Annotated in this window: 16 protein-coding genes; 6 read left to right on the top strand and 10 right to left on the bottom strand. The window is 65.8% G+C overall.

Features of this window, described 5'->3' with window-relative positions; all coding sequences use genetic code 11:
- Positions 1-3 precede the first annotated feature (3 nt).
- The 3 genes from rnpA (at position 4) to mnmE (ending at position 3,821) form a co-directional block, all read left to right on the top strand.
- A complete protein-coding gene (gene rnpA / locus ACW7G6_RS06420; RefSeq protein ID WP_456977877.1) occupies positions 4-558 on the top strand; it encodes a ribonuclease P protein component in 555 nt (184 codons plus the stop codon).
- A 15-nt stretch (positions 559-573) separates the two neighbouring features.
- The gene (gene yidC, locus ACW7G6_RS06415) at positions 574-2,322 is read left to right on the top strand and encodes a membrane protein insertase YidC (protein WP_456997826.1); all 1,749 of its coding nucleotides are present in this window, start codon (positions 574-576) and stop codon (positions 2,320-2,322) included.
- A 107-nt stretch (positions 2,323-2,429) separates the two neighbouring features.
- Entirely contained in the window at positions 2,430-3,821 is a 1,392-nt protein-coding gene (gene mnmE / locus ACW7G6_RS06410; protein WP_456998131.1) for a tRNA uridine-5-carboxymethylaminomethyl(34) synthesis GTPase MnmE, read from the top strand.
- 18 nt (positions 3,822-3,839) lie between these two features.
- Here mnmE and ACW7G6_RS06405 read toward each other — a convergent pair whose 3' ends face one another.
- Genes ACW7G6_RS06405 through ACW7G6_RS06385 form a run of 5 tightly spaced genes read right to left on the bottom strand, consistent with a single transcriptional unit; the run spans position 3,840 to position 8,168 of the window.
- On the bottom strand, positions 3,840-5,060 hold the full coding sequence (locus ACW7G6_RS06405) for an ABC transporter permease (RefSeq protein WP_456977874.1): 1,221 nt from the start codon (positions 5,058-5,060) through the stop codon (positions 3,840-3,842).
- A 1-nt stretch (position 5,061) separates the two neighbouring features.
- Positions 5,062-5,757 (bottom strand): ABC transporter ATP-binding protein, encoded by a 696-nt coding sequence (locus ACW7G6_RS06400; RefSeq protein WP_456977873.1) that lies wholly within the window; start codon positions 5,755-5,757, stop codon positions 5,062-5,064.
- On the bottom strand, positions 5,754-7,094 hold the full coding sequence (locus tag ACW7G6_RS06395) for an efflux RND transporter periplasmic adaptor subunit (RefSeq protein ID WP_456997825.1): 1,341 nt from the start codon (positions 7,092-7,094) through the stop codon (positions 5,754-5,756). The genes ACW7G6_RS06400 and ACW7G6_RS06395 overlap by 4 nt, the downstream gene beginning before the upstream one ends.
- A 13-nt stretch (positions 7,095-7,107) precedes the next feature.
- The gene (locus ACW7G6_RS06390; protein WP_456997824.1) at positions 7,108-7,779 is read right to left on the bottom strand and encodes a YIP1 family protein; all 672 of its coding nucleotides are present in this window, start codon (positions 7,777-7,779) and stop codon (positions 7,108-7,110) included.
- A complete protein-coding gene (locus ACW7G6_RS06385; RefSeq protein ID WP_456998163.1) occupies positions 7,776-8,168 on the bottom strand; it encodes a hypothetical protein in 393 nt (130 codons plus the stop codon). The genes ACW7G6_RS06390 and ACW7G6_RS06385 overlap by 4 nt, the downstream gene beginning before the upstream one ends.
- On the opposite strand from ACW7G6_RS06385, the gene ACW7G6_RS06380 reads away from it, so the two are divergent.
- Positions 8,131-9,135: an energy transducer TonB gene (locus ACW7G6_RS06380; RefSeq protein WP_456997823.1), complete on the top strand. Its 1,005-nt coding sequence runs from the start codon at positions 8,131-8,133 to the stop codon at positions 9,133-9,135. The two genes, ACW7G6_RS06385 and ACW7G6_RS06380, sit on opposite strands and share 38 nt — an antisense overlap.
- Before the next feature lie 72 nt (positions 9,136-9,207).
- Here the strand turns inward: ACW7G6_RS06380 and ACW7G6_RS06375 are convergent, their stop codons facing one another.
- The 4 genes from ACW7G6_RS06375 to ACW7G6_RS06360 all read right to left on the bottom strand — a co-directional run bounded on the left by ACW7G6_RS06375 (position 9,208) and on the right by ACW7G6_RS06360 (position 13,661).
- Complete coding sequence (locus ACW7G6_RS06375) at positions 9,208-10,419, bottom strand: ABC transporter permease (protein ID WP_456997822.1); 1,212 nt, start codon at positions 10,417-10,419, stop codon at positions 9,208-9,210.
- Positions 10,416-11,177, bottom strand: coding sequence for an ABC transporter ATP-binding protein (locus ACW7G6_RS06370; protein ID WP_456977869.1), 762 nt, complete (start codon positions 11,175-11,177; stop codon positions 10,416-10,418). The genes ACW7G6_RS06375 and ACW7G6_RS06370 overlap by 4 nt, the downstream gene beginning before the upstream one ends.
- 70 nt (positions 11,178-11,247) lie before the next feature.
- Positions 11,248-12,807, bottom strand: coding sequence for an alpha/beta hydrolase (locus ACW7G6_RS06365; protein ID WP_456977868.1), 1,560 nt, complete (start codon positions 12,805-12,807; stop codon positions 11,248-11,250).
- A gap of 128 nt (positions 12,808-12,935) precedes the next feature.
- Positions 12,936-13,661, bottom strand: a complete 726-nt coding sequence (locus ACW7G6_RS06360) for a ferredoxin--NADP reductase (protein WP_456997821.1) — start codon at positions 13,659-13,661, stop codon at positions 12,936-12,938.
- Positions 13,662-13,882: 221 nt separating this feature from the next.
- Here ACW7G6_RS06360 and ACW7G6_RS06355 point away from each other — a divergent pair, with 221 nt between their 5' ends.
- A complete protein-coding gene (locus ACW7G6_RS06355) occupies positions 13,883-14,845 on the top strand; it encodes an ABC transporter ATP-binding protein (protein WP_456977867.1) in 963 nt (320 codons plus the stop codon).
- Complete coding sequence (locus ACW7G6_RS06350) at positions 14,842-15,612, top strand: ABC transporter permease (RefSeq protein WP_456977866.1); 771 nt, start codon at positions 14,842-14,844, stop codon at positions 15,610-15,612. Before ACW7G6_RS06355 ends, ACW7G6_RS06350 begins: the two co-directional genes overlap by 4 nt.
- A 16-nt stretch (positions 15,613-15,628) precedes the next feature.
- On the opposite strand, the gene ACW7G6_RS06345 is transcribed toward ACW7G6_RS06350, so the two are convergent.
- Positions 15,629-16,444, bottom strand: coding sequence for a TatD family hydrolase (locus ACW7G6_RS06345; RefSeq protein ID WP_456997820.1), 816 nt, complete (start codon positions 16,442-16,444; stop codon positions 15,629-15,631).
- Between the last annotated feature and the right edge of the window lie 13 nt (positions 16,445-16,457).

Below are 16,457 nucleotides of genomic sequence, written 5' to 3'. Positions count from 1 at the left end.
CTGATGCCGAAGACCCGCTTCCCGCGCACTGCGCGGGTTCGCGCGAAATCCGATTTCGACCGCATATTCAAGCACGGCCGGCGCGTGGCGCTGCCCGTGCTCGCATTGCATTGGCAGACCGCCGATGCGGCGCGAGCGAGCTGTGAACTGGCCCGCCGTGAACGTCCCGGCTCCAGTCGACCTTGTTTCCAGCGTCCAGAATCGGGCCCGCGCCTGGGTTTGGCGGTCTCGCGCAAGGTCGATCCGCATGCGGTCGGGCGCAACCGGATCAAGCGCGTGTTGCGCGAGACTTTCCGCGCCTGTCGTGCTGATTTGGCTGACGGTGATTACGTGCTGGTCGCCCGGGTCGGTGCCGCACGCTGTGACCACCAGCAATTGCAAGCGGCCTTTCTCGGGCTGTTGCAGCGAGCGGGTGCACTGCCGATCGACGCCATGGCGGCCCGCGGTTCCGCGTCGGCGCCGTTGCCGCGGCCTGGCGCGGACGGCACAATGCCGCCATCCCGACGTTCCGACGTTCCTTCTTCCACCGACCCCACGCCGCCTTCCGGCGGCGGATGAGCCTGCCTGTTGCCCATGAACCAGACCCGTGTATTCCTGATTTTCGCCTGGCTGATGGTGGCGACCCTGCTGTGGATGGAGTGGAACAAAGAGCAGGACGCGCCTCCTACGACGCCGACGACCAGCACCTCGGCGAGCACGTCGACGATCCCGGCCGCAAACCGTCCCGCCGGCGTTGATGGTGCCGGCAGCACGGGCGCCGGCGTCCCCGGGGTGCCGACCATGGCTGCGCCGGCGGCGGCCGCTGCGCCCGACGCTGTCGCCACCTCGGGCGTTAAATCGGCGACGGTCACCGTCGCCACTGACGTGCTCCAGATCGTGCTTGATGGTGGCGAGGTGCTCCAGGCCGATCTGCTGGCCTATCCGAGCACCGCGGACGAAGACAGCGCGCCGGTCCGGTTGTTCAGCCAGGACCCGGCCGACTATTTTGTCGCCCAGAGTGGCTGGGTCAGCAATAGCGGCTCCACGCCGACCCACCAGTCGGGTTTCGTGCTGGACCGCGACGCGCTGCCGGCAGGGGCGGATTTCCAGCTGGATCCGGGTGAAGACCAGTTGGTGGTGCCTTACACATGGAATGGCCCGAATGGCCTGAGCATCCAGCGCACCTATACCTTCCACCGCGGCAACTACGTGGTCGATGTGCGTGACGAGGTAATCAACCAGGGTACGGATCCGTGGCAGGGCTTTGTCTATCGGCAATTGAGCCGGGTGCCACGCGCGCTGGAAAGCAGCGCACCGATGAGTCCGGAGAAGTACAGCTTCCAGGGCGCGGCGTGGTTCAGTGCCACGGACAAGTACGAGAAGCGCAAGTACGAAGACTTCATCGAGGACGGCCCGCTGAACAAGCAGGTCAACGGCGGCTGGATCTCGTTCCTGCAGCACCACTTCTTCGGTGCCTGGATTCCCGGTGCGGCTGATGACAGCACCTTCTCGCTGACGACCGCCAGTGAAAACGGGGCCACCCGGTACCTGATCCGTGAGGTCGGTCCGGGCGTCAGCGTGGCGCCAGGCGGGACTGCCAGCACCCAGGCGCGCCTGTGGGTGGGTCCCAAGCTGGTCAGCCAGATCCAGGCCCAGCAGGTGCCGGGTCTGGACCGCGCTGTCGACTTCAGCCGGTTTTCACCGATGGCGACCCTGGCCGGATGGCTGTTCTGGGTGCTGCAGTGGTTGCATGGCTTGTTGGGCAACTGGGGCTGGTCGATCGTCGGGCTGGTGTTCCTGCTGAAAGCGGTGATGTTTCCGCTGTCGGCGGCGCAGTACAAGTCGATGGCGAAGATGCGCAAGTTCCAGCCGCGCATGGCCCAGCTCAAGGAGCGCTACGGCGACGACAAGCAGAAGCTGCAAGCGGCCATGATGGAGCTGTACAAGAAGGAAAAGATCAACCCGGTCGGTGGCTGCCTGCCGCTGCTGTTGCAGATGCCGGTGTTCCTGGCCCTGTACTGGATGTTGTCCGAGTCGGTCGAGCTGCGTCATGCACCGTGGATCCTGTGGATCCAGGACCTGACCGCACGCGATCCGTTCTTCGTGCTGCCGGCGATCAACATCGCGCTGATGTGGGCGACCCAGAAGCTCACTCCGATGGCCGGCGTCGATCCGATGCAGAAGAAGATGATGCAGTTCATGCCGCTGGCGTTCGGGGTCATGTTTGCCTTCTTCCCGGCAGGCCTGGTGCTTTACTGGGTGACCAACGCGGGTCTGGGCTTGATCCAGCAGTGGTGGATGATCAAGAAGTACAGCGAAGCGCCGGCGCCAGTGAAGGCTTAGCCACTCGCTGGAATGAAGACAGGAGCCCGCCAACTGGCGGGTTTCTGCTATCGGTCGTCGGCACCTACCAGGCACCTACCACGAGACCATCTGCGATCATGGACACCATGACCGGGCCCGACCGCGACACCATTGCTGCGATAGCGACCGCGCCCGGCGCGGGCGGCGTGGGCATCGTGCGCTTGTCGGGCCCGCGTGCGCGCTCAATCGGCGAGACCGTCTGCCTGCGTCCGCTGGTCCCGCGCCACGCCCACTACGTACGGTTCACCGACGTTGGCGGCGAGACCATCGACGACGGCATCGCGTTGTATTTCGCCGCACCGGCCAGCTACACCGGTGAAGACGTGGTCGAGTTGCAGGGCCATGGTGGGCCGGCCGTGCTGCAGGCGTTGTTGGCTCGCTGCTGGGACCTGGGTGCCAGGCAGGCGAGACCGGGGGAATTCAGCGAGCGTGCCTTCCTGGAAGGTCGTCTCGACCTGGCCCAGGCCGAGGCGGTTGCCGACCTGATCGCGGCGGCTGACGTGCGCGCCGCCCGCGCGGCGCGGCGGGCGTTGGACGGCGAGTTCTCATCGCGGGTCGAGGCGATCGCCAGCGGCCTGATCGGCGTGCGCGTGCATGTGGAGGCGGCGATCGATTTTGCCGACGAGCCGCTCGACACCCTGGGCGGCAATGAGCTGCGCGCCAAATTGGGGCAGCTGCAGCAAGCCCTGGATCAGCTGCTGGCGGCCGCCCACCGCGGCCGTCGCCTGCGCGATGGCCTGCATGCGGTGATCATTGGCCCGCCTAACGCCGGCAAGAGCTCGCTGCTCAACGTGCTGGCGGGCAGCGACCGGGCGATTGTCACCGACATTGCCGGCACCACCCGCGACCTGTTGCAGGAAGTGGTGCGCATCGACGGCGTTGAACTGACCCTGGTCGACACCGCCGGCCTGCGCGAGGGTGGTGACGCGATCGAGCGCGAAGGCATGCGCCGCGCCCACGATGAGCTGGAACGCGCCGACCTGGCCATCGTGGTGCTGGATGCACGCGACCCGCAGGCCGGCACCGCCGCGGTGGCCGAGGCGATTGCCGGCGTGCCGCGGATCCTGTGGCTGCACAACAAGGCCGATTTGCTGGATGGGGCGATCCCCGATTCGATGAAGTCAGGCCGGGCGGCATCGGGCCAGATGGACGCCAATCACGGGTCATCGCACCTGTGGGTATCGGCGCGCACCCGCATCGGCATGGACGACCTGCATGCCCACCTGGGCGCATTGGCCCTGGGCGATGGAGTCGATGCCGGCGACGGTGCATTCACTGCGCGCGCGCGCCATGTGGACGCGTTGCAACGCGCCCGTGTCGAGCTGGTCGAGGCGAGTGCACAGCTTGACCATGACGCGCTGGAACTGGCCGCCGAAGCGCTGCGCGCCAGTCACGATGCCCTGGGTGAAATCACCGGCAGGGTCCGCGCCGATGACCTGCTGGGACACATTTTTTCGAGCTTCTGCGTCGGCAAATAGCGCCACCGCGCGATGTGCTCACTCGTAGCGCAGCGCCTCGATCGGATCCAGCCCGGCCGCCTTCGACGCCGGCATGATTCCGAACACCACCCCGACCATGGCCGAGAAACCGGCCGCCGCCACCACCACCCACAGCGGTACATTGGCCGGTGGAAAGCCGGGGATCAATGCGGCCACGCCCATCCCGACCCCGACCCCGAGCACGATCCCCATCAGCCCGCCCAGCAAGGCCAGCAGGCCGGCCTCCAGCAGGAACTGGGTGAGGATGTCGCGACGGGTAGCGCCCAGCGCCTTGAGGATGCCGATCTCGCGGGTCCGCTCGGTCACCGATACCAGCATGATGTTCATGATCCCGATGCCTCCGACCAGCAGCGAGATGCCGACGATACCGGCCAGCACCGCAGTGGCCATGCCGGCAATCTGGTTGAACTGCTTGAGGAAGGAATCGGCGGCATCGACCTTGAAGTCCGAATCCTTGCCCGGCGCGATGTCGCGCGAGGCCCGGATTGCGCGCTCGACCCGCTCGCGGACCAGTTCGACGTCCTCCAGGTTGGCGACGGTGAAGGTCGCCTGCAGTATCGGCTCGTTGCTGTTGCCCGTCATCGCCCGGCCGACGCCGAACGGAACGTAGGCGAAATTGTCCTGGCTGAAGCCGAGGATCTTGCCTTTCTTCTCCATCATCCCGACGACCTTGAACCACTCGCTGCCGATCTGGAAATACTCGCCGACCGGGTTGTCCGGCATCTCCAGTTCGTCGCGCAACTCGGTGCCGATCACCGCCACTCGCCGCCGCCCCTGGTCATCGCTCTCGACGATGAAGCGCCCGTGCTCCGGGTACTCGTTGCGGACCTGCTGGAACTCGCTGGTGGTGGCGTAGATCTGCGGGCTCGCGCTGTGGTTGGCGTAGCTCGCACCGGCGGCCTGGATCGCCATCAACGGGGCGACCATGTCCACGCCCGGTACCCGGTAGCGCAGCACGTCGATGTCATCGAAAGTGATGTGGTTGAGCTTGCCGGTGCGGAAGTTCTCGCTGTTGTTCTCCGCGGTCAGCGTCAGCGTGCTGCCGCCCATGTCGGCGAGCTGGCTTTTGATCGAGTCCGAGAATCCCTGCACCAGCGAGACCACCGCGATCACCGAGGCGGTCCCGATCAGGATCCCCAGGGTGGTCAGGAAGCTGCGCATCCGGTGCGAAGTCAGGCTGATCAGCGCGGCGCGAAACGACTCCATGAGGGCGCTCACGTCAGTTCACCAAGGTCTTGCCAGGCTGGACGAGATCCTCGACGATGCGCCCGTCGCTGACCCGGATGGAGCGTCGGCAATGGTCCGCGATGCTCGGCTCGTGGGTGACCACCACCACGGTCTGGCCCTGCGCATGCAGCTCGTCGAACAACGCCATGATCTCCGCGGAGGTGCGTGAATCCAGGTTGCCGGTGGGCTCATCGGCCAGCAGGATCGAAGGCTGGCCGACCAGCGCGCGGGCCACGGCCACGCGCTGCCGTTGCCCGCCCGACAGCTGCGTTGGCCGATGCCCAAGCCGATCCGCCAGGCCAACCTTGACCAGCGCGTCGGTCGCCTGCTTGCGCCGTTCCGCGATCGGCATGCCGCGATAGACCAATGGCTGCATCACGTTCTGCAGGACGGTCAGCCGCGGCAGCAGATGGAAGCTCTGGAACACGAACCCGATCTCACGGTTACGCACCTGCGCCAGCTCGTCCTCGTTCATCGAAGACGTGTCGCGCCCGTTCAACGTGTAGGTGCCCTCGCTGGGCGTGTCCAGGCAGCCCAACAGGTTCATCAGGGTCGACTTGCCCGAACCCGACGGACCTACCAGAGCGACATACTCGTTGCGGTCGATGAACAGGTCGATGCCCGCCAGCGCCATCACCGTCTCTTCGCCCATCTGGTAGCGCTTGACGATATTGCTCAGCGAGATCATGCGGCGTCATCGTCGCTGGCATCGTCGTCGTCGTCGTCGTCGTCGTTGCCGTTGCCGTTGCCGTTGCCGTTGCCGTTGCCGTTGCCGTTGCCGTTGCCGTTGCCGTTGCCGCGATCGCCGCCATCGCCGCCATCGCCGCCATCGCCGCTGTCGCGATCGACGTCCTTCTTCTTGTCAGCCTTGACCGCCTCCACGTTGTCACCTTCGTTCAAGGTACGCAGGGTGCGGGCGGGGCCGACGATGACCTTGTCACCCGCCGCCAGGCCCTTCTCGATCGACTCCCAACGGTCATCGGACGGGCCGGTGGTGACGGTCGCCTTGTGCGCCTGTCCATCGCGCGCCACCCATACATGGCGAGTGGTCTGGTCGGCCTCACTGGTGTCGGTGAGCACGGCCTCCACCGGCACCACCAGGTGTTTGCGGCCATCGCTGAGGAACAGGTCGGCGCGCACGCTCATGCCGGAGCGCAATACCAGCCCGTCAGGCCGGTCCAGGTGTACCGTGACCAGGTAGGCGCGGCCCTGGCCTTCGATCGTCGGTACCAGGGCGATCTGGCTGACCGTGCCCTTGATCGCCTGTTCGGGATAGGCCGCCGGGTAGACGTCGGCGTGCTGGCCCAACGCGACCTTGGCGATATCCCCCTCATCGACTTTGAGCTCGGCCTGGACGGTGGTGGTGTCGGCGATCTGCATCAACTTGGCGCCGGCCAACGATGAGGTCGACGGGATCGCGGTCTCGCCGACCTTGATCGGCAGCGACACCACCTGGCCGGACTGCGGCGAGCGGATCTCGGTCTTGGCCCGTTGCTCGCGCGCTTCGTCGAGCACCGCGACGGTGCGTTTCAAGGCTTCCTCGCTGCCGCGGAGGTCCGCCCGCGCCACGTCCAGGCGGTTGCGATCTTCATCAAAGGTATTGCGATCGATGAACTGCCCGGCGACCAGCTGCTTGCTGCGCTCGAACTGCTTTTGTCGCAGCGACAGCTCCGCACGCTGGCGCTCGATGCTGATGCGGTTCTGCCGGAGGCTGGCCTCCTCGCGCTGGATGGCGTTGTTGTAAGTCTCCGGGTCCAGCCGCGCCAACAGCTGTCCCTTCTCGACCGTATCGCCTTCCTCAACCAGGATATCGATCACCTTGCCGACCACCTCGGCGGTCAGGTCGACCTCGGTGCGATAGGCCAGCAGCCCGGACGCCAGGATGGTCGGCCGCACCTCGTGTTGTTCGGCCGGCGCGATCTCGACCTCGATCCCGCGGGCGTCGCGGCTGTTCTTGATCACCAGCGGAACCACGACGACCGCGATCACCAACGCGGCTGCGACCCACTTCCTGTTGAACTTCATTCGGTCGAATCCGTCACTTCAACAGCGCGAAAGCAGCCATGCCGCCATAGATCAGCACGCTTGGCAGCGCTGCCACCACGGTCGCCTGCAACCAGCTGGTCTTGCCCCAGATGCGCCAGCCCAGTGCGGTCAGGAACAGGGACCAGAACACCAGCAAGCTGAAACTGCGAGCCAGTGCAGACCAGGGGCTATCCGCGGGCAGCTGCACCAGCAAGGGATCCACGTTGGCCAGCATCAGCGACTCCAGCGATGTCTGCGGGTCCATCATCAGTGCGCCGATCAGGGCCACCAGGGTGCCCAGCACGGCCGGCATGCTGGCCCAGCTGGCCAGGCTCATGCCGTGCTTGAAGGACACGGCGTTGCCGGTGACCTTGCCGGCCAGCAGGTAGTACAGCGAGGTCAGGGCCATGATCACCACGATGACCAGCGGCGAGCTGATCGCGCCGATGTAACCCATCGTGCGCGCACCCGGCATCATCTCGCGGGCTTGTGCGGCATCGCCGGCGCTCATCGCCAGGGTGGCCTGGTCCAGGTACCAGTCCGGGTCGACGCGCAGGAAGTAGGCCAGGGTCATGGCGGCCGACAGCACGGCGATGACCAGCAATGGCAGCAAGAACGTGGGCTTCTCGCGCAGGTCGGCGAACACCTTGCTGGGCTGCAGGAAAATATCGATCAAGTGGCTCATCTGAAGTCCTTTTTTACTGGGTTGGGTGACAGGTCGCGTTGCATCGGCCGCCGCACCGGGATCGGCAACCATCCGCGCAGTTCAAATATCCAGAGCCGTCCATCCCCAAACCGCCCCAGGATCGGCTTGAAGCGTCGATTCGACCACAAAAACGCCGTGGAGGAAAACCAACGCCCGTATCCGGGATGGCAATGTGGGTCACTGTCGAGTGCCGCGGTGTGGTGTCCGATTGTCCGATTGAGCTTGACAAAGCAGGCGTACTCTCGCGACCTTGTGCAAGTGTGTCCACCAGGATGCGCTTCAGGGGAGCTCGTCATGATCAGCAATTCATCCATCCGGCCATCCTGCCGGATGTCCACGGTTTCAAGATTTTCACTGGTAGTGGCCATGGGCCTGGCGTTGGGCGCTTGCGGCAACGAGCAGCCTGCCGAAGACGTCACCGCACCGGTCGCGACCACAGCCACGCCCGCCGCAGCGCCCGCCGCGACGCCCGAGACAGCGGTGTCCGAGGAGCTGCAGGCCCTCAGCAGCGAGGATTTGCGCGACGCGGCACGCAAGGCATACAGCGACAATCGCCTGTACGCACCCGCCGGGGACAACGCGGTTGAGTACTTCCTTGCCTTGCGCGACAAGTCGCCCGCCGACGCCGGTGTGTCCAGTGCGTTGACCGATCTGTTGCCGATGACGGTGATTGCCACCGAGCAGAGCATCAACCGTGACGACTTCGCCGAAGCCCAGCGTCTGGCAGCATTGCTGGAGAAGGCGGAGCCGGAGCACCCGGCGTTGGCGCGCCTGAAGTCCAGCATCGACACGCGTCAGCAAGAGGTCGCCGCGCGCGCCGCGCGGCAAGAGGTGACGGCCGAGGAACAGCTGGTCAGGCAAGCCGATCTGGAACGCCAGCGCGTGGCGGACCAGAAGCAGCAGCAGGAAGCAGCGGCGAAGGCGCTGCTCGCCAAGCAGGCGGCGGATGACGCTGCCGAGAACACCGCGGCGCAACAAGCCGCCACGGCGGCAGAACAAGCGGCCGAGCGGCGCAAGGCCGAGGAGGCGAAAGCGGCGGCGGCTGCGCAGGCCAAGGCCGCCGCAAAGCCCACCGCGGCTGACTTGCGCCCGCTGTCGACGCCGGCGCCGGAGTATCCGCGTGACGCGTTCCGCGCCGGAACGTCCGGCGAGGTGCAGGTTGAATTCATCGTGGGTGTCAATGGATCGGTCAGCTCGGCCCGGGTCATCCACTCCGAACCCCGGCGTATCTTCGATCGCGCCGCCCTGGAAGCCGTGGAGCGTTGGCGCTTCCAGCCACTGCCCGCGCCGGTGACTACACGGCGCACCATCGGCTTCAGTCCGGCCGGTGGCTGATCCGATCGGCTACTCGCGCAACAACAAACCCGGCTTCGGCCGGGTTTGTTGTTGGTGGGCGTGCGATCGCTGTCAGCCGGAGATCGCCAGCTTCTCCTGGTGGTAGCGACGCACGGCCGCGTACCACAACAAGGCGGCCAGCCCGAAACCGGCGACCATGTATATCAACCAGATGTCCGCGCCAATCGGCTCGGCCCGGATCACCTTCTGGATCAACTGGTTCTGGGCCAGGAATGGCACCGCGTACTGCCACAGTTCGGATTTCAGCGGGTTCACCGCCAGCAACATGATCGGCAGCATCGGCAGCAGCATCAACCAGGTCATGTGGCTCTGCGCCTCCTTCATGCTCTTGGAGGTGGCCGACAGGTAGCTGAGCAAGGTGGTGCCAATGAACAACATCGGCAACAGGATCAGCAGCAGCTTGCCGATCGCGGCGAAACGCACGTCAAGCATCGAGGCCATCTGCCCGGCGACCTGGGCGCTCAGCTTGAACGCCAGCAAGGTCAACAACAGCGACGTGAGCCCCACCAGGCAGGCGGCGGCGATCTTGCCGCTGACGATCGCCCCGCGCGAGGCGGGCGTGGCCAACAGCGGTTCCAGCGATTGGCGCTCACGCTCTCCCGCCGTCGCGTCCATGATCAGGTAGGCGCCGCCCAGGAACGACATCAGGATCAGCAGGTACGGCAGCAGCATCGCCATCATCACGCCGCTCTTGGCCTCCGGGGTGGCCAGGTCGCGGCGGCCCAGCGCGACCGGTTGCATGATCGCGGGGTCGATGCCACGCGCATACAGCCGCAATGCGCCCACCTGCCCACCATAGGCAGCCAATGCCGTCCGCAGCCGGGTCACCGGGATGTCCGCATTGCGGCGGGTACTGTCGAGAATCAGGTCGACGCGCGCCGGCCGGCCCGTCTTCCAGTCCTCGGCAAACTCGGCGTCGATCGCCAGGGCGACATCGACGTCCTGTTGTCGTACCGCGGCGTCGACGTCGGCCGGTGGTGCGATCGCCTTGATGCCATGGGTCGCCAGGAATGCGATCAGGTTGGGCGCGCGTTCGGCGCCCATCACCGGGACTTCCAGTTCCTTGTCCAGCTGGGTCCTGGCCCGGTTCTCGGCCATGGTGCCCATGCCCAGCATGATCAGCGGGTACAACAACGGGCCCATCAGCAAGGTCAATGCCAGGGTGCGGCGGTCACGCGAAAAATCACGCAACTCCTTGCGCATCACCGACCACAAGGTGGCGAAGACGCCGGGCGGTCGCGGGGACGGATCCTGACGGCTCATGCGTGCAATCCCTCGTCGCTGCCGATTGCCTTGACGAAGGCGTCTTCCAGGTTGGGTTCATCGAACCTGGCGCGCAGTTCGTCCGCCGTGCCGGCGGCGACCACCTGTCCCTTGGCGATGATGACGATGCGGTCACACAACGCGGCGACCTCCTGCATGATGTGGCTGGAGAAGATCACGCAGCGGCCCTCGTCGCGCAGGTGCATCAGAAAGCCGCGCATCGCGCGGGTGGTCATCACGTCCAGGCCGTTGGTCGGCTCGTCCAGGATCACGTTGCGCGGGTCGTGCACCAGGGCTCGGGCGATCGCGGTCTTGGTGCGCTGGCCCTGGCTGAAGCCTTCGGTCTGGCGGTCCAGGATCTCGTCCATGTCCAGCGCGGCCGACAAGGCCCGGGTGCGCTCGGCAATGGTGGCCTTCGACAAACCGTGCAACTCGCCGAAGTACGCAATGTTCTCGCGCGCGGTCAGGCGCTTGTACACGCCGCGCGCGTCCGGCAATACACCCAATGCACGGCGCACCGCGGCCGGGTCGATGGCGGTGTCGATGCCGTCGACCAGGATCTTGCCGGCGTCGGGCTTCATCAACGTGTAGAGCATCCGCAAGGTGGTGGTCTTGCCGGCGCCGTTGGGGCCCAGCAACCCGGTGATCTGGCCATCGGGTGCCTGGAAGTCGACACCATCGACCGCCTTGACCACGCCCGGATGGTTCTTGCGCTTCTTGGTCTGGAACGACTTGTGCAGGTTTTCGGCGCTGATCATGGGCGACTCCGTGCGGCGCGGTGACCACCGTTGACCGGTGGTGTGGACAAGGGCGCAGTGGCAAACCGGCTCATGGTGGCCAACCATTGAAGTTCACGAATGGCGGCACGTAGCTCAGGTTGTCCAGGCACGCGACATCCAGTGACGCCGCATCGGCGGTTTCGATGAACTGACCCAGCAACTTGGGCACGCAGCCGACCGCGGACACGTTGTGGCCCTGGCCTTGCAAGACCAGGGAGCGGCCGTTGGGCAGGTTGGCGGCGACCTGCCCGGCATAGCGGGGTGGGGTGACCGGGTCCAGTTCGCCCGACAGCAGCAGTACCGGCAGCTCGGAGGTGAATGGCTGGTGGAAGTCTGCCGGCGCCTTCCCGTGCGGCCAGACCGAACACGGCGCAAAGAAAGTTTCCGCCACATCGCTGCCGATGATGGTGTCGCTCGATGCCGGGTCGGGACGATAGCGGCCGGCGTCCTCGGCGCACAGTACCGACCACTGCATGCCGCGGGTCATCTGGCCCTGCATCTGCTCGGTGCTCATCTGCACCAGCGACATCAACGGCGCGTAGCGGCCCTGCGCGGCCTCGTCGATCATCAGCGGCAACAGCGAGGCGGTCTGCGGGACGTACGAGAACATGAAAGCCAGTCCGCCCACCGCGTCGGCGGTAACGGTGTCGTGGTGCAGCTCGCCGGTACGCGAGTCGCGGTAATCGACCTCGACGGGACTTTCCTGCAGCCGCGTCATCACCGTGCGCAGCTGCTCGCGCATATCGGTGGGGTAGCGTTCGCGGCAGGCCGGGAGCTGCTGGCACTTCGTCGATTGCAGGGTCAGCGCGTCTTCCAGGGTGCGGGCGAACTCGCCGCCCACCACCAGCGAGTTCGGGGCGACCCCATCCAGCACCACGGTCCGGGTGTGCTCCGGGTAGGTTGCCGCGTACTGCTGGGCGACGCGGGTGCCGTAGGACACGCCGACCAGATTGATCTTCTCGACGCCCAATGCCCCGCGTACCCGGTCCAGGTCGCGCACCGCATCGGTGGTGGTGTAGAAGCGCGGGTCGGCGCGGCCCTGCAGGCCCAAGGCGCATTGAGCGGCGAACGTTTGGATCTGCGCGAGGCTTGGCTCGACGGATGCATCCATTTCCATTGGCTCGCCATCGGCGTCACGGCAATCCAGGGGATTGGAATCGCCGGTGCCACGCTGGTCCACCAGGATGATGCCGCGCTGCTTGGCGACGTCGGCGAGCGCCAACATCACCGTTTGGGCATGTTCGGTTGCGGCCTGGCCCGGGCCGCCGGCGAGGAAGAACACCGGGTCCTGGGCCGCGTTACCACCGTCGGTGGGCAACCAGGCGATATTCAGGCCGATCATGCGGCCGTCGGGCTGTTCCGGGTTCTCGGGCACCTGGAAGGTGCCGCACTGGGCTTCGGTGGTCTTGCCGCCGGTCGCACTGGCCAGTGCGCATGCTTCGAACGCGATATCCCCGAAATAGCGGACGCCCTGCGCGTCGTGAGTGGCCCCGGCCGGTGCGGCGCCATCCACGACCCCGCCACCGGCGGTATCGCGATCGGTGGTTTGGCCGCAGCCGGCCAGGAACGGTGTCATCGCGATTGCGACGAGCAAACAACGGATCGTCATGACTTGCCCCTTTGTCTTCGAAAACCTGACGCGCGTGAACCTGGCGCGCATGAACCTGACGCGGATGTTCGGCGCCGTTCAGGATGACAGACGCAGCCGGCGCGCGAAACCTGACACCCGGGCGAGCCTTATTTGGAGGACACGTACTTCTCGCGCCGGATCTGCCTGATCTCCAGGCCGGACTCTTTCAGTGCCTCGAAGCAGGTATCGACCATGTTCGGATTGCCGCACAGATAGGCCACGTCGGTCGCGGTATCGGGGGCGAACTCGGGCAGGAACTGCTGCACATAACCGTGGCGCACGTCGGCGTGCGCATGCGGCGAGTCGGCCGCCGGCAACTCGCGCGAGAAGCACGGGATGAAACGGAAGTTGTCGGGATGGCGATTGGCGAACGCACGGAACTCATCGCCATACAGGAGCTCGTCGGTATTGCGGGCACCAAACAGCAGCACCACGCGCAGGTCGCGCTCGACAATCGCCTGCTCCAGCAATGGCAGCATCGCCCGGTACGGAGTGACCCCGGTGCCGGTGCCGATCAACAGGTAACGCGGGTTGCTGTCGGTGGGCTGCAGGCAAAAACGGCCGAACGGACCAGTGGCATCAATCGCGTCGCCTTCTTCAAGACCCTCGAACAACGCCGTTGCCGCGCCGCCAGGCACGTAGCTGACGGCAATCTCCACCAGGTTGTCCGGTGTTTTGGACGGGTCCGGGATGGTCGCCAGCGAATAGCTGCGCTTGGTCGCAGTGCCATCGGCGTAGTGGAAGTGGACCTGGATGAACTGCCCGGGGATGAAGTCCAGCGGTTGGTCGTCGTCGCGGGCGAACACGTAATGACCGACCTGGGGGGCGATCATGCGGCGGGACACGAGTTTGAGTGAAAAGTGCTGGACTGCCACGAATACAGGGGCCTTGTCTTGGTCGGGGGCAACCGTGTCGGCGGCGCGTGGCAACCGGAACACAGGGTGGCCGGGGCGTGGCCATCAAGCCGCCTATACTACCGTGATCGTCGCCCCGCTTCCCTGCGACGGCCCTGGCAAAGGCTGCAAACCCGATGACTCAAACCCGACCGAGCGCCATGGCTGCGCCCGATGCTCCGGTTCCGACCCTCACCCCGCCGGCCTTGTCGGTGCGAGACCTGCGCAAGACCTACGGCAATACGGTGGAGGCGCTCAAAGGCGTGTCCCTTGATGTCGAGGAGGGCGACTTTTTCGCCTTGCTGGGCCCCAACGGCGCCGGCAAGAGCACCCTGATCGGCATTGTCTCGTCATTGGTCAACCTGACTTCCGGCTCGGTGGAGATCTTCGGGGCCGACCTGGGCCGGCAGCGCGAGCCCGCCATGCGATTGATCGGGCTGGTGCCGCAGGAGATCAACTTCAACCTGTTCGAGCAGCCCCTGGATATCCTGGTGAACTACGCCGGCTTCTATGGCGTGCCGCGCAAGGAGGCGCTGGAGCGCGCCGAGGTCGAACTGCGCCGGGCCCACCTGTGGGGCAAGGCGCAGATGACCAGCCGGACCCTGTCGGGCGGGATGAAGCGCCGGTTGATGATCGCCCGGGCGATGATGACCCGCCCGCGGTTGTTGATCCTGGATGAGCCGACCGCGGGGGTCGATATCGAGATCCGCCGCGGCATGTGGGAGACCTTGCGCGAGATCAACGACGCCGGCACCACCATCATCCTGACCACCCATTACCTGGAGGAGGCCGAAAGCCTGTGCCGCAACCTGGCGATCATCGACCACGGCAGCATCGTCGCCCAGGGCCCGATGCGCAGTCTGTTGGCGCAGCTGGACGTGCAAGGCTTCGTGCTGGATGTCGATGGCGAGTTGCCGTCGTCGCTGCCGGTGATCGACGGCGCAATCATGTTTGCCCGTGACGACCGCACCCTGGACCTGGACATGCCCCGGCAGATGAGCCTCAACCAGGTGTTCTCCGCTTTGGACGGGGCGGGTATCCGGGTACGCTCGATGCGGACCAAGTCCAACCGGCTGGAGGAGCTGTTCGTGCGCCTGGTGGCCCGGCCGGAGCAATCCGCATGAGCCATCCCAACCTGGTCGCCCTGGCCACCATCACCCGTCGTGAGGTCAACCGCATCCTGCGTATCTGGGCCCAGACCCTGGTGCCGCCGGCGATCACCATGACCTTGTACTTCCTGATTTTCGGCGGCCTGATCGGCTCGCGGATCGGGACGATGGACGGCATCGGCTACATGGATTTCATCGTCCCCGGGCTGGTGATGATGAGCGTGATCCAGAACAGCTACGGCAACATCGCCTCCAGCTTTTTCGGCGCCAAGTTCAGTCGCTTCGTCGAGGAGTTGCTGGTCAGTCCGATGCCCAACTGGGTGATCCTGGGCGGCTACGTCATCGGCGCGGTGACCCGTGGCGTGGCGGTCGGGGTGATCGTGCTGCTGATTGCCACCTTCTTTACCGACGTCCACATCCCGCATCCGCTGGTGACCCTGACCACGGTGTTGCTTGGCGCGACGATCTTCTCACTGGCGGGCTTCATCAACGCGGTGTTTGCGACCAAGTTCGACGATGTGGCGATCGTACCGACCTTCATCTTGACGCCGTTGACCTACCTGGGCGGCGTGTTCTATTCGGTCAAGCTGCTGCCCGGCTGGGCCGAGACGATGACCCACGCCAACCCGATCTTCTACATGGTCAACGCATTCCGCTACGGCCTGCTGGGGGTGAGTGACGTGCCGCTGTGGGTCGCCTACGCGTTGATGATCGGCTTCGTGGTGGCGCTGACGGCGTTGGCGTTGTGGTTGCTCAAGCGCGGGGTTGGCCTGCGCAGTTGAGCTGGCGGAAGCCGGATCAGTCCGGCGTCGGCAATCCAAAGAACGCGCGCGCGGTCGCGGTGCTGTTGGCCGCCGTCACCGAGGCCTCCTCATCGCGGTCGCGCGCCAGCTCCTCGACGATATGGGCCAGGTACATCGGCTCGTTGCGGCGGTGGTTGGGCGCGGGTTTGACCGTGCGTGGCAGCAGGTAGGGGGCGTCGGTCTCGATCATCAGGCGGTTGGCCGGGATGTTCTTCACCAGCTCGCGCAGGTGCAGGCCGCGGCGCTCGTCGCACAGCCAGCCGGTGATGCCGATGTGCCAGTCACGGTCCAGGTAATCAAACAGTTCCTGTTTGCTGCCGGTGAAGCAGTGCACCACGGCCGCACCCAGTTGGCCGTCGAACTCGGCCATCACTCCCAGGAAGTCGGCATGGGCATCGCGCTGATGCAGGAACAGCGGTTTGCGCCCGGTCGCGTCGCCGCCGCTGTCGACGGCAATCTGCAACTGCATCTGGAACGCGCGCCGCTGCGCCGGGCGTGGGGAGAAATCGCGGAAGTAGTCCAAGCCGCACTCACCGACCGCGACCACTTCCGGCTGCGCCTGCAGTGCGCGCATTTCGGCATCGCATTCGGTGGTGTATTCGCTGGCGTGATGAGGGTGCACGCCGGCGGTCGCGAACAGCTCACCCGGATGCGCACGGGCCAGCGCCAGCGCCTGCGGCGAATGCTCGCGGCTGGCGCCGGTGACGATCATCTGCACGACGCCGGCATCGCGCGAGCGCTGCATCACCGCGTCGCGGTCATGGTCGAAGGAGTCGTGGGTGAGGTTGGCGCCGATGTCGATCAGGTTCATGGCGACAGTCTAG

The organism is Lysobacter sp. A421, assembly GCF_054052145.1.
This window is presented reverse-complemented; position numbering and strand designations above follow the sequence as displayed.

Excerpts from the sequence above, each read along its gene's own strand:
- ACW7G6_RS06375 (WP_456997822.1), bottom strand. The coding sequence starts at position 10,419 with ATGAGCCGTCAGGATCCGTCCCCGCGACCGCCCGGCGTCTTCGCCACC.
- ACW7G6_RS06400 (WP_456977873.1), bottom strand. The coding sequence starts at position 5,757 with ATGATCTCGCTGAGCAATATCGTCAAGCGCTACCAGATGGGCGAAGAG.
- yidC (WP_456997826.1), top strand. The coding sequence starts at position 574 with ATGAACCAGACCCGTGTATTCCTGATTTTCGCCTGGCTGATGGTGGCG.
- ACW7G6_RS06365 (WP_456977868.1), bottom strand. The coding sequence starts at position 12,807 with ATGACGATCCGTTGTTTGCTCGTCGCAATCGCGATGACACCGTTCCTG.
- ACW7G6_RS06345 (WP_456997820.1), bottom strand. The coding sequence starts at position 16,444 with ATGAACCTGATCGACATCGGCGCCAACCTCACCCACGACTCCTTCGAC.
- ACW7G6_RS06385 (WP_456998163.1), bottom strand. The coding sequence starts at position 8,168 with ATGGCCACTACCAGTGAAAATCTTGAAACCGTGGACATCCGGCAGGAT.
- ACW7G6_RS06355 (WP_456977867.1), top strand. The coding sequence starts at position 13,883 with ATGGCTGCGCCCGATGCTCCGGTTCCGACCCTCACCCCGCCGGCCTTG.
- ACW7G6_RS06360 (WP_456997821.1), bottom strand. The coding sequence starts at position 13,661 with ATGATCGCCCCCCAGGTCGGTCATTACGTGTTCGCCCGCGACGACGAC.
- mnmE (WP_456998131.1), top strand. The coding sequence starts at position 2,430 with ATGACCGGGCCCGACCGCGACACCATTGCTGCGATAGCGACCGCGCCC.
- ACW7G6_RS06395 (WP_456997825.1), bottom strand. The coding sequence starts at position 7,094 with ATGAAGTTCAACAGGAAGTGGGTCGCAGCCGCGTTGGTGATCGCGGTC.
- ACW7G6_RS06370 (WP_456977869.1), bottom strand. The coding sequence starts at position 11,177 with ATGATCAGCGCCGAAAACCTGCACAAGTCGTTCCAGACCAAGAAGCGC.
- ACW7G6_RS06350 (WP_456977866.1), top strand. The coding sequence starts at position 14,842 with ATGAGCCATCCCAACCTGGTCGCCCTGGCCACCATCACCCGTCGTGAG.
- ACW7G6_RS06390 (WP_456997824.1), bottom strand. The coding sequence starts at position 7,779 with ATGAGCCACTTGATCGATATTTTCCTGCAGCCCAGCAAGGTGTTCGCC.
- rnpA (WP_456977877.1), top strand. The coding sequence starts at position 4 with ATGCCGAAGACCCGCTTCCCGCGCACTGCGCGGGTTCGCGCGAAATCC.
- ACW7G6_RS06380 (WP_456997823.1), top strand. The coding sequence starts at position 8,131 with ATGTCCACGGTTTCAAGATTTTCACTGGTAGTGGCCATGGGCCTGGCG.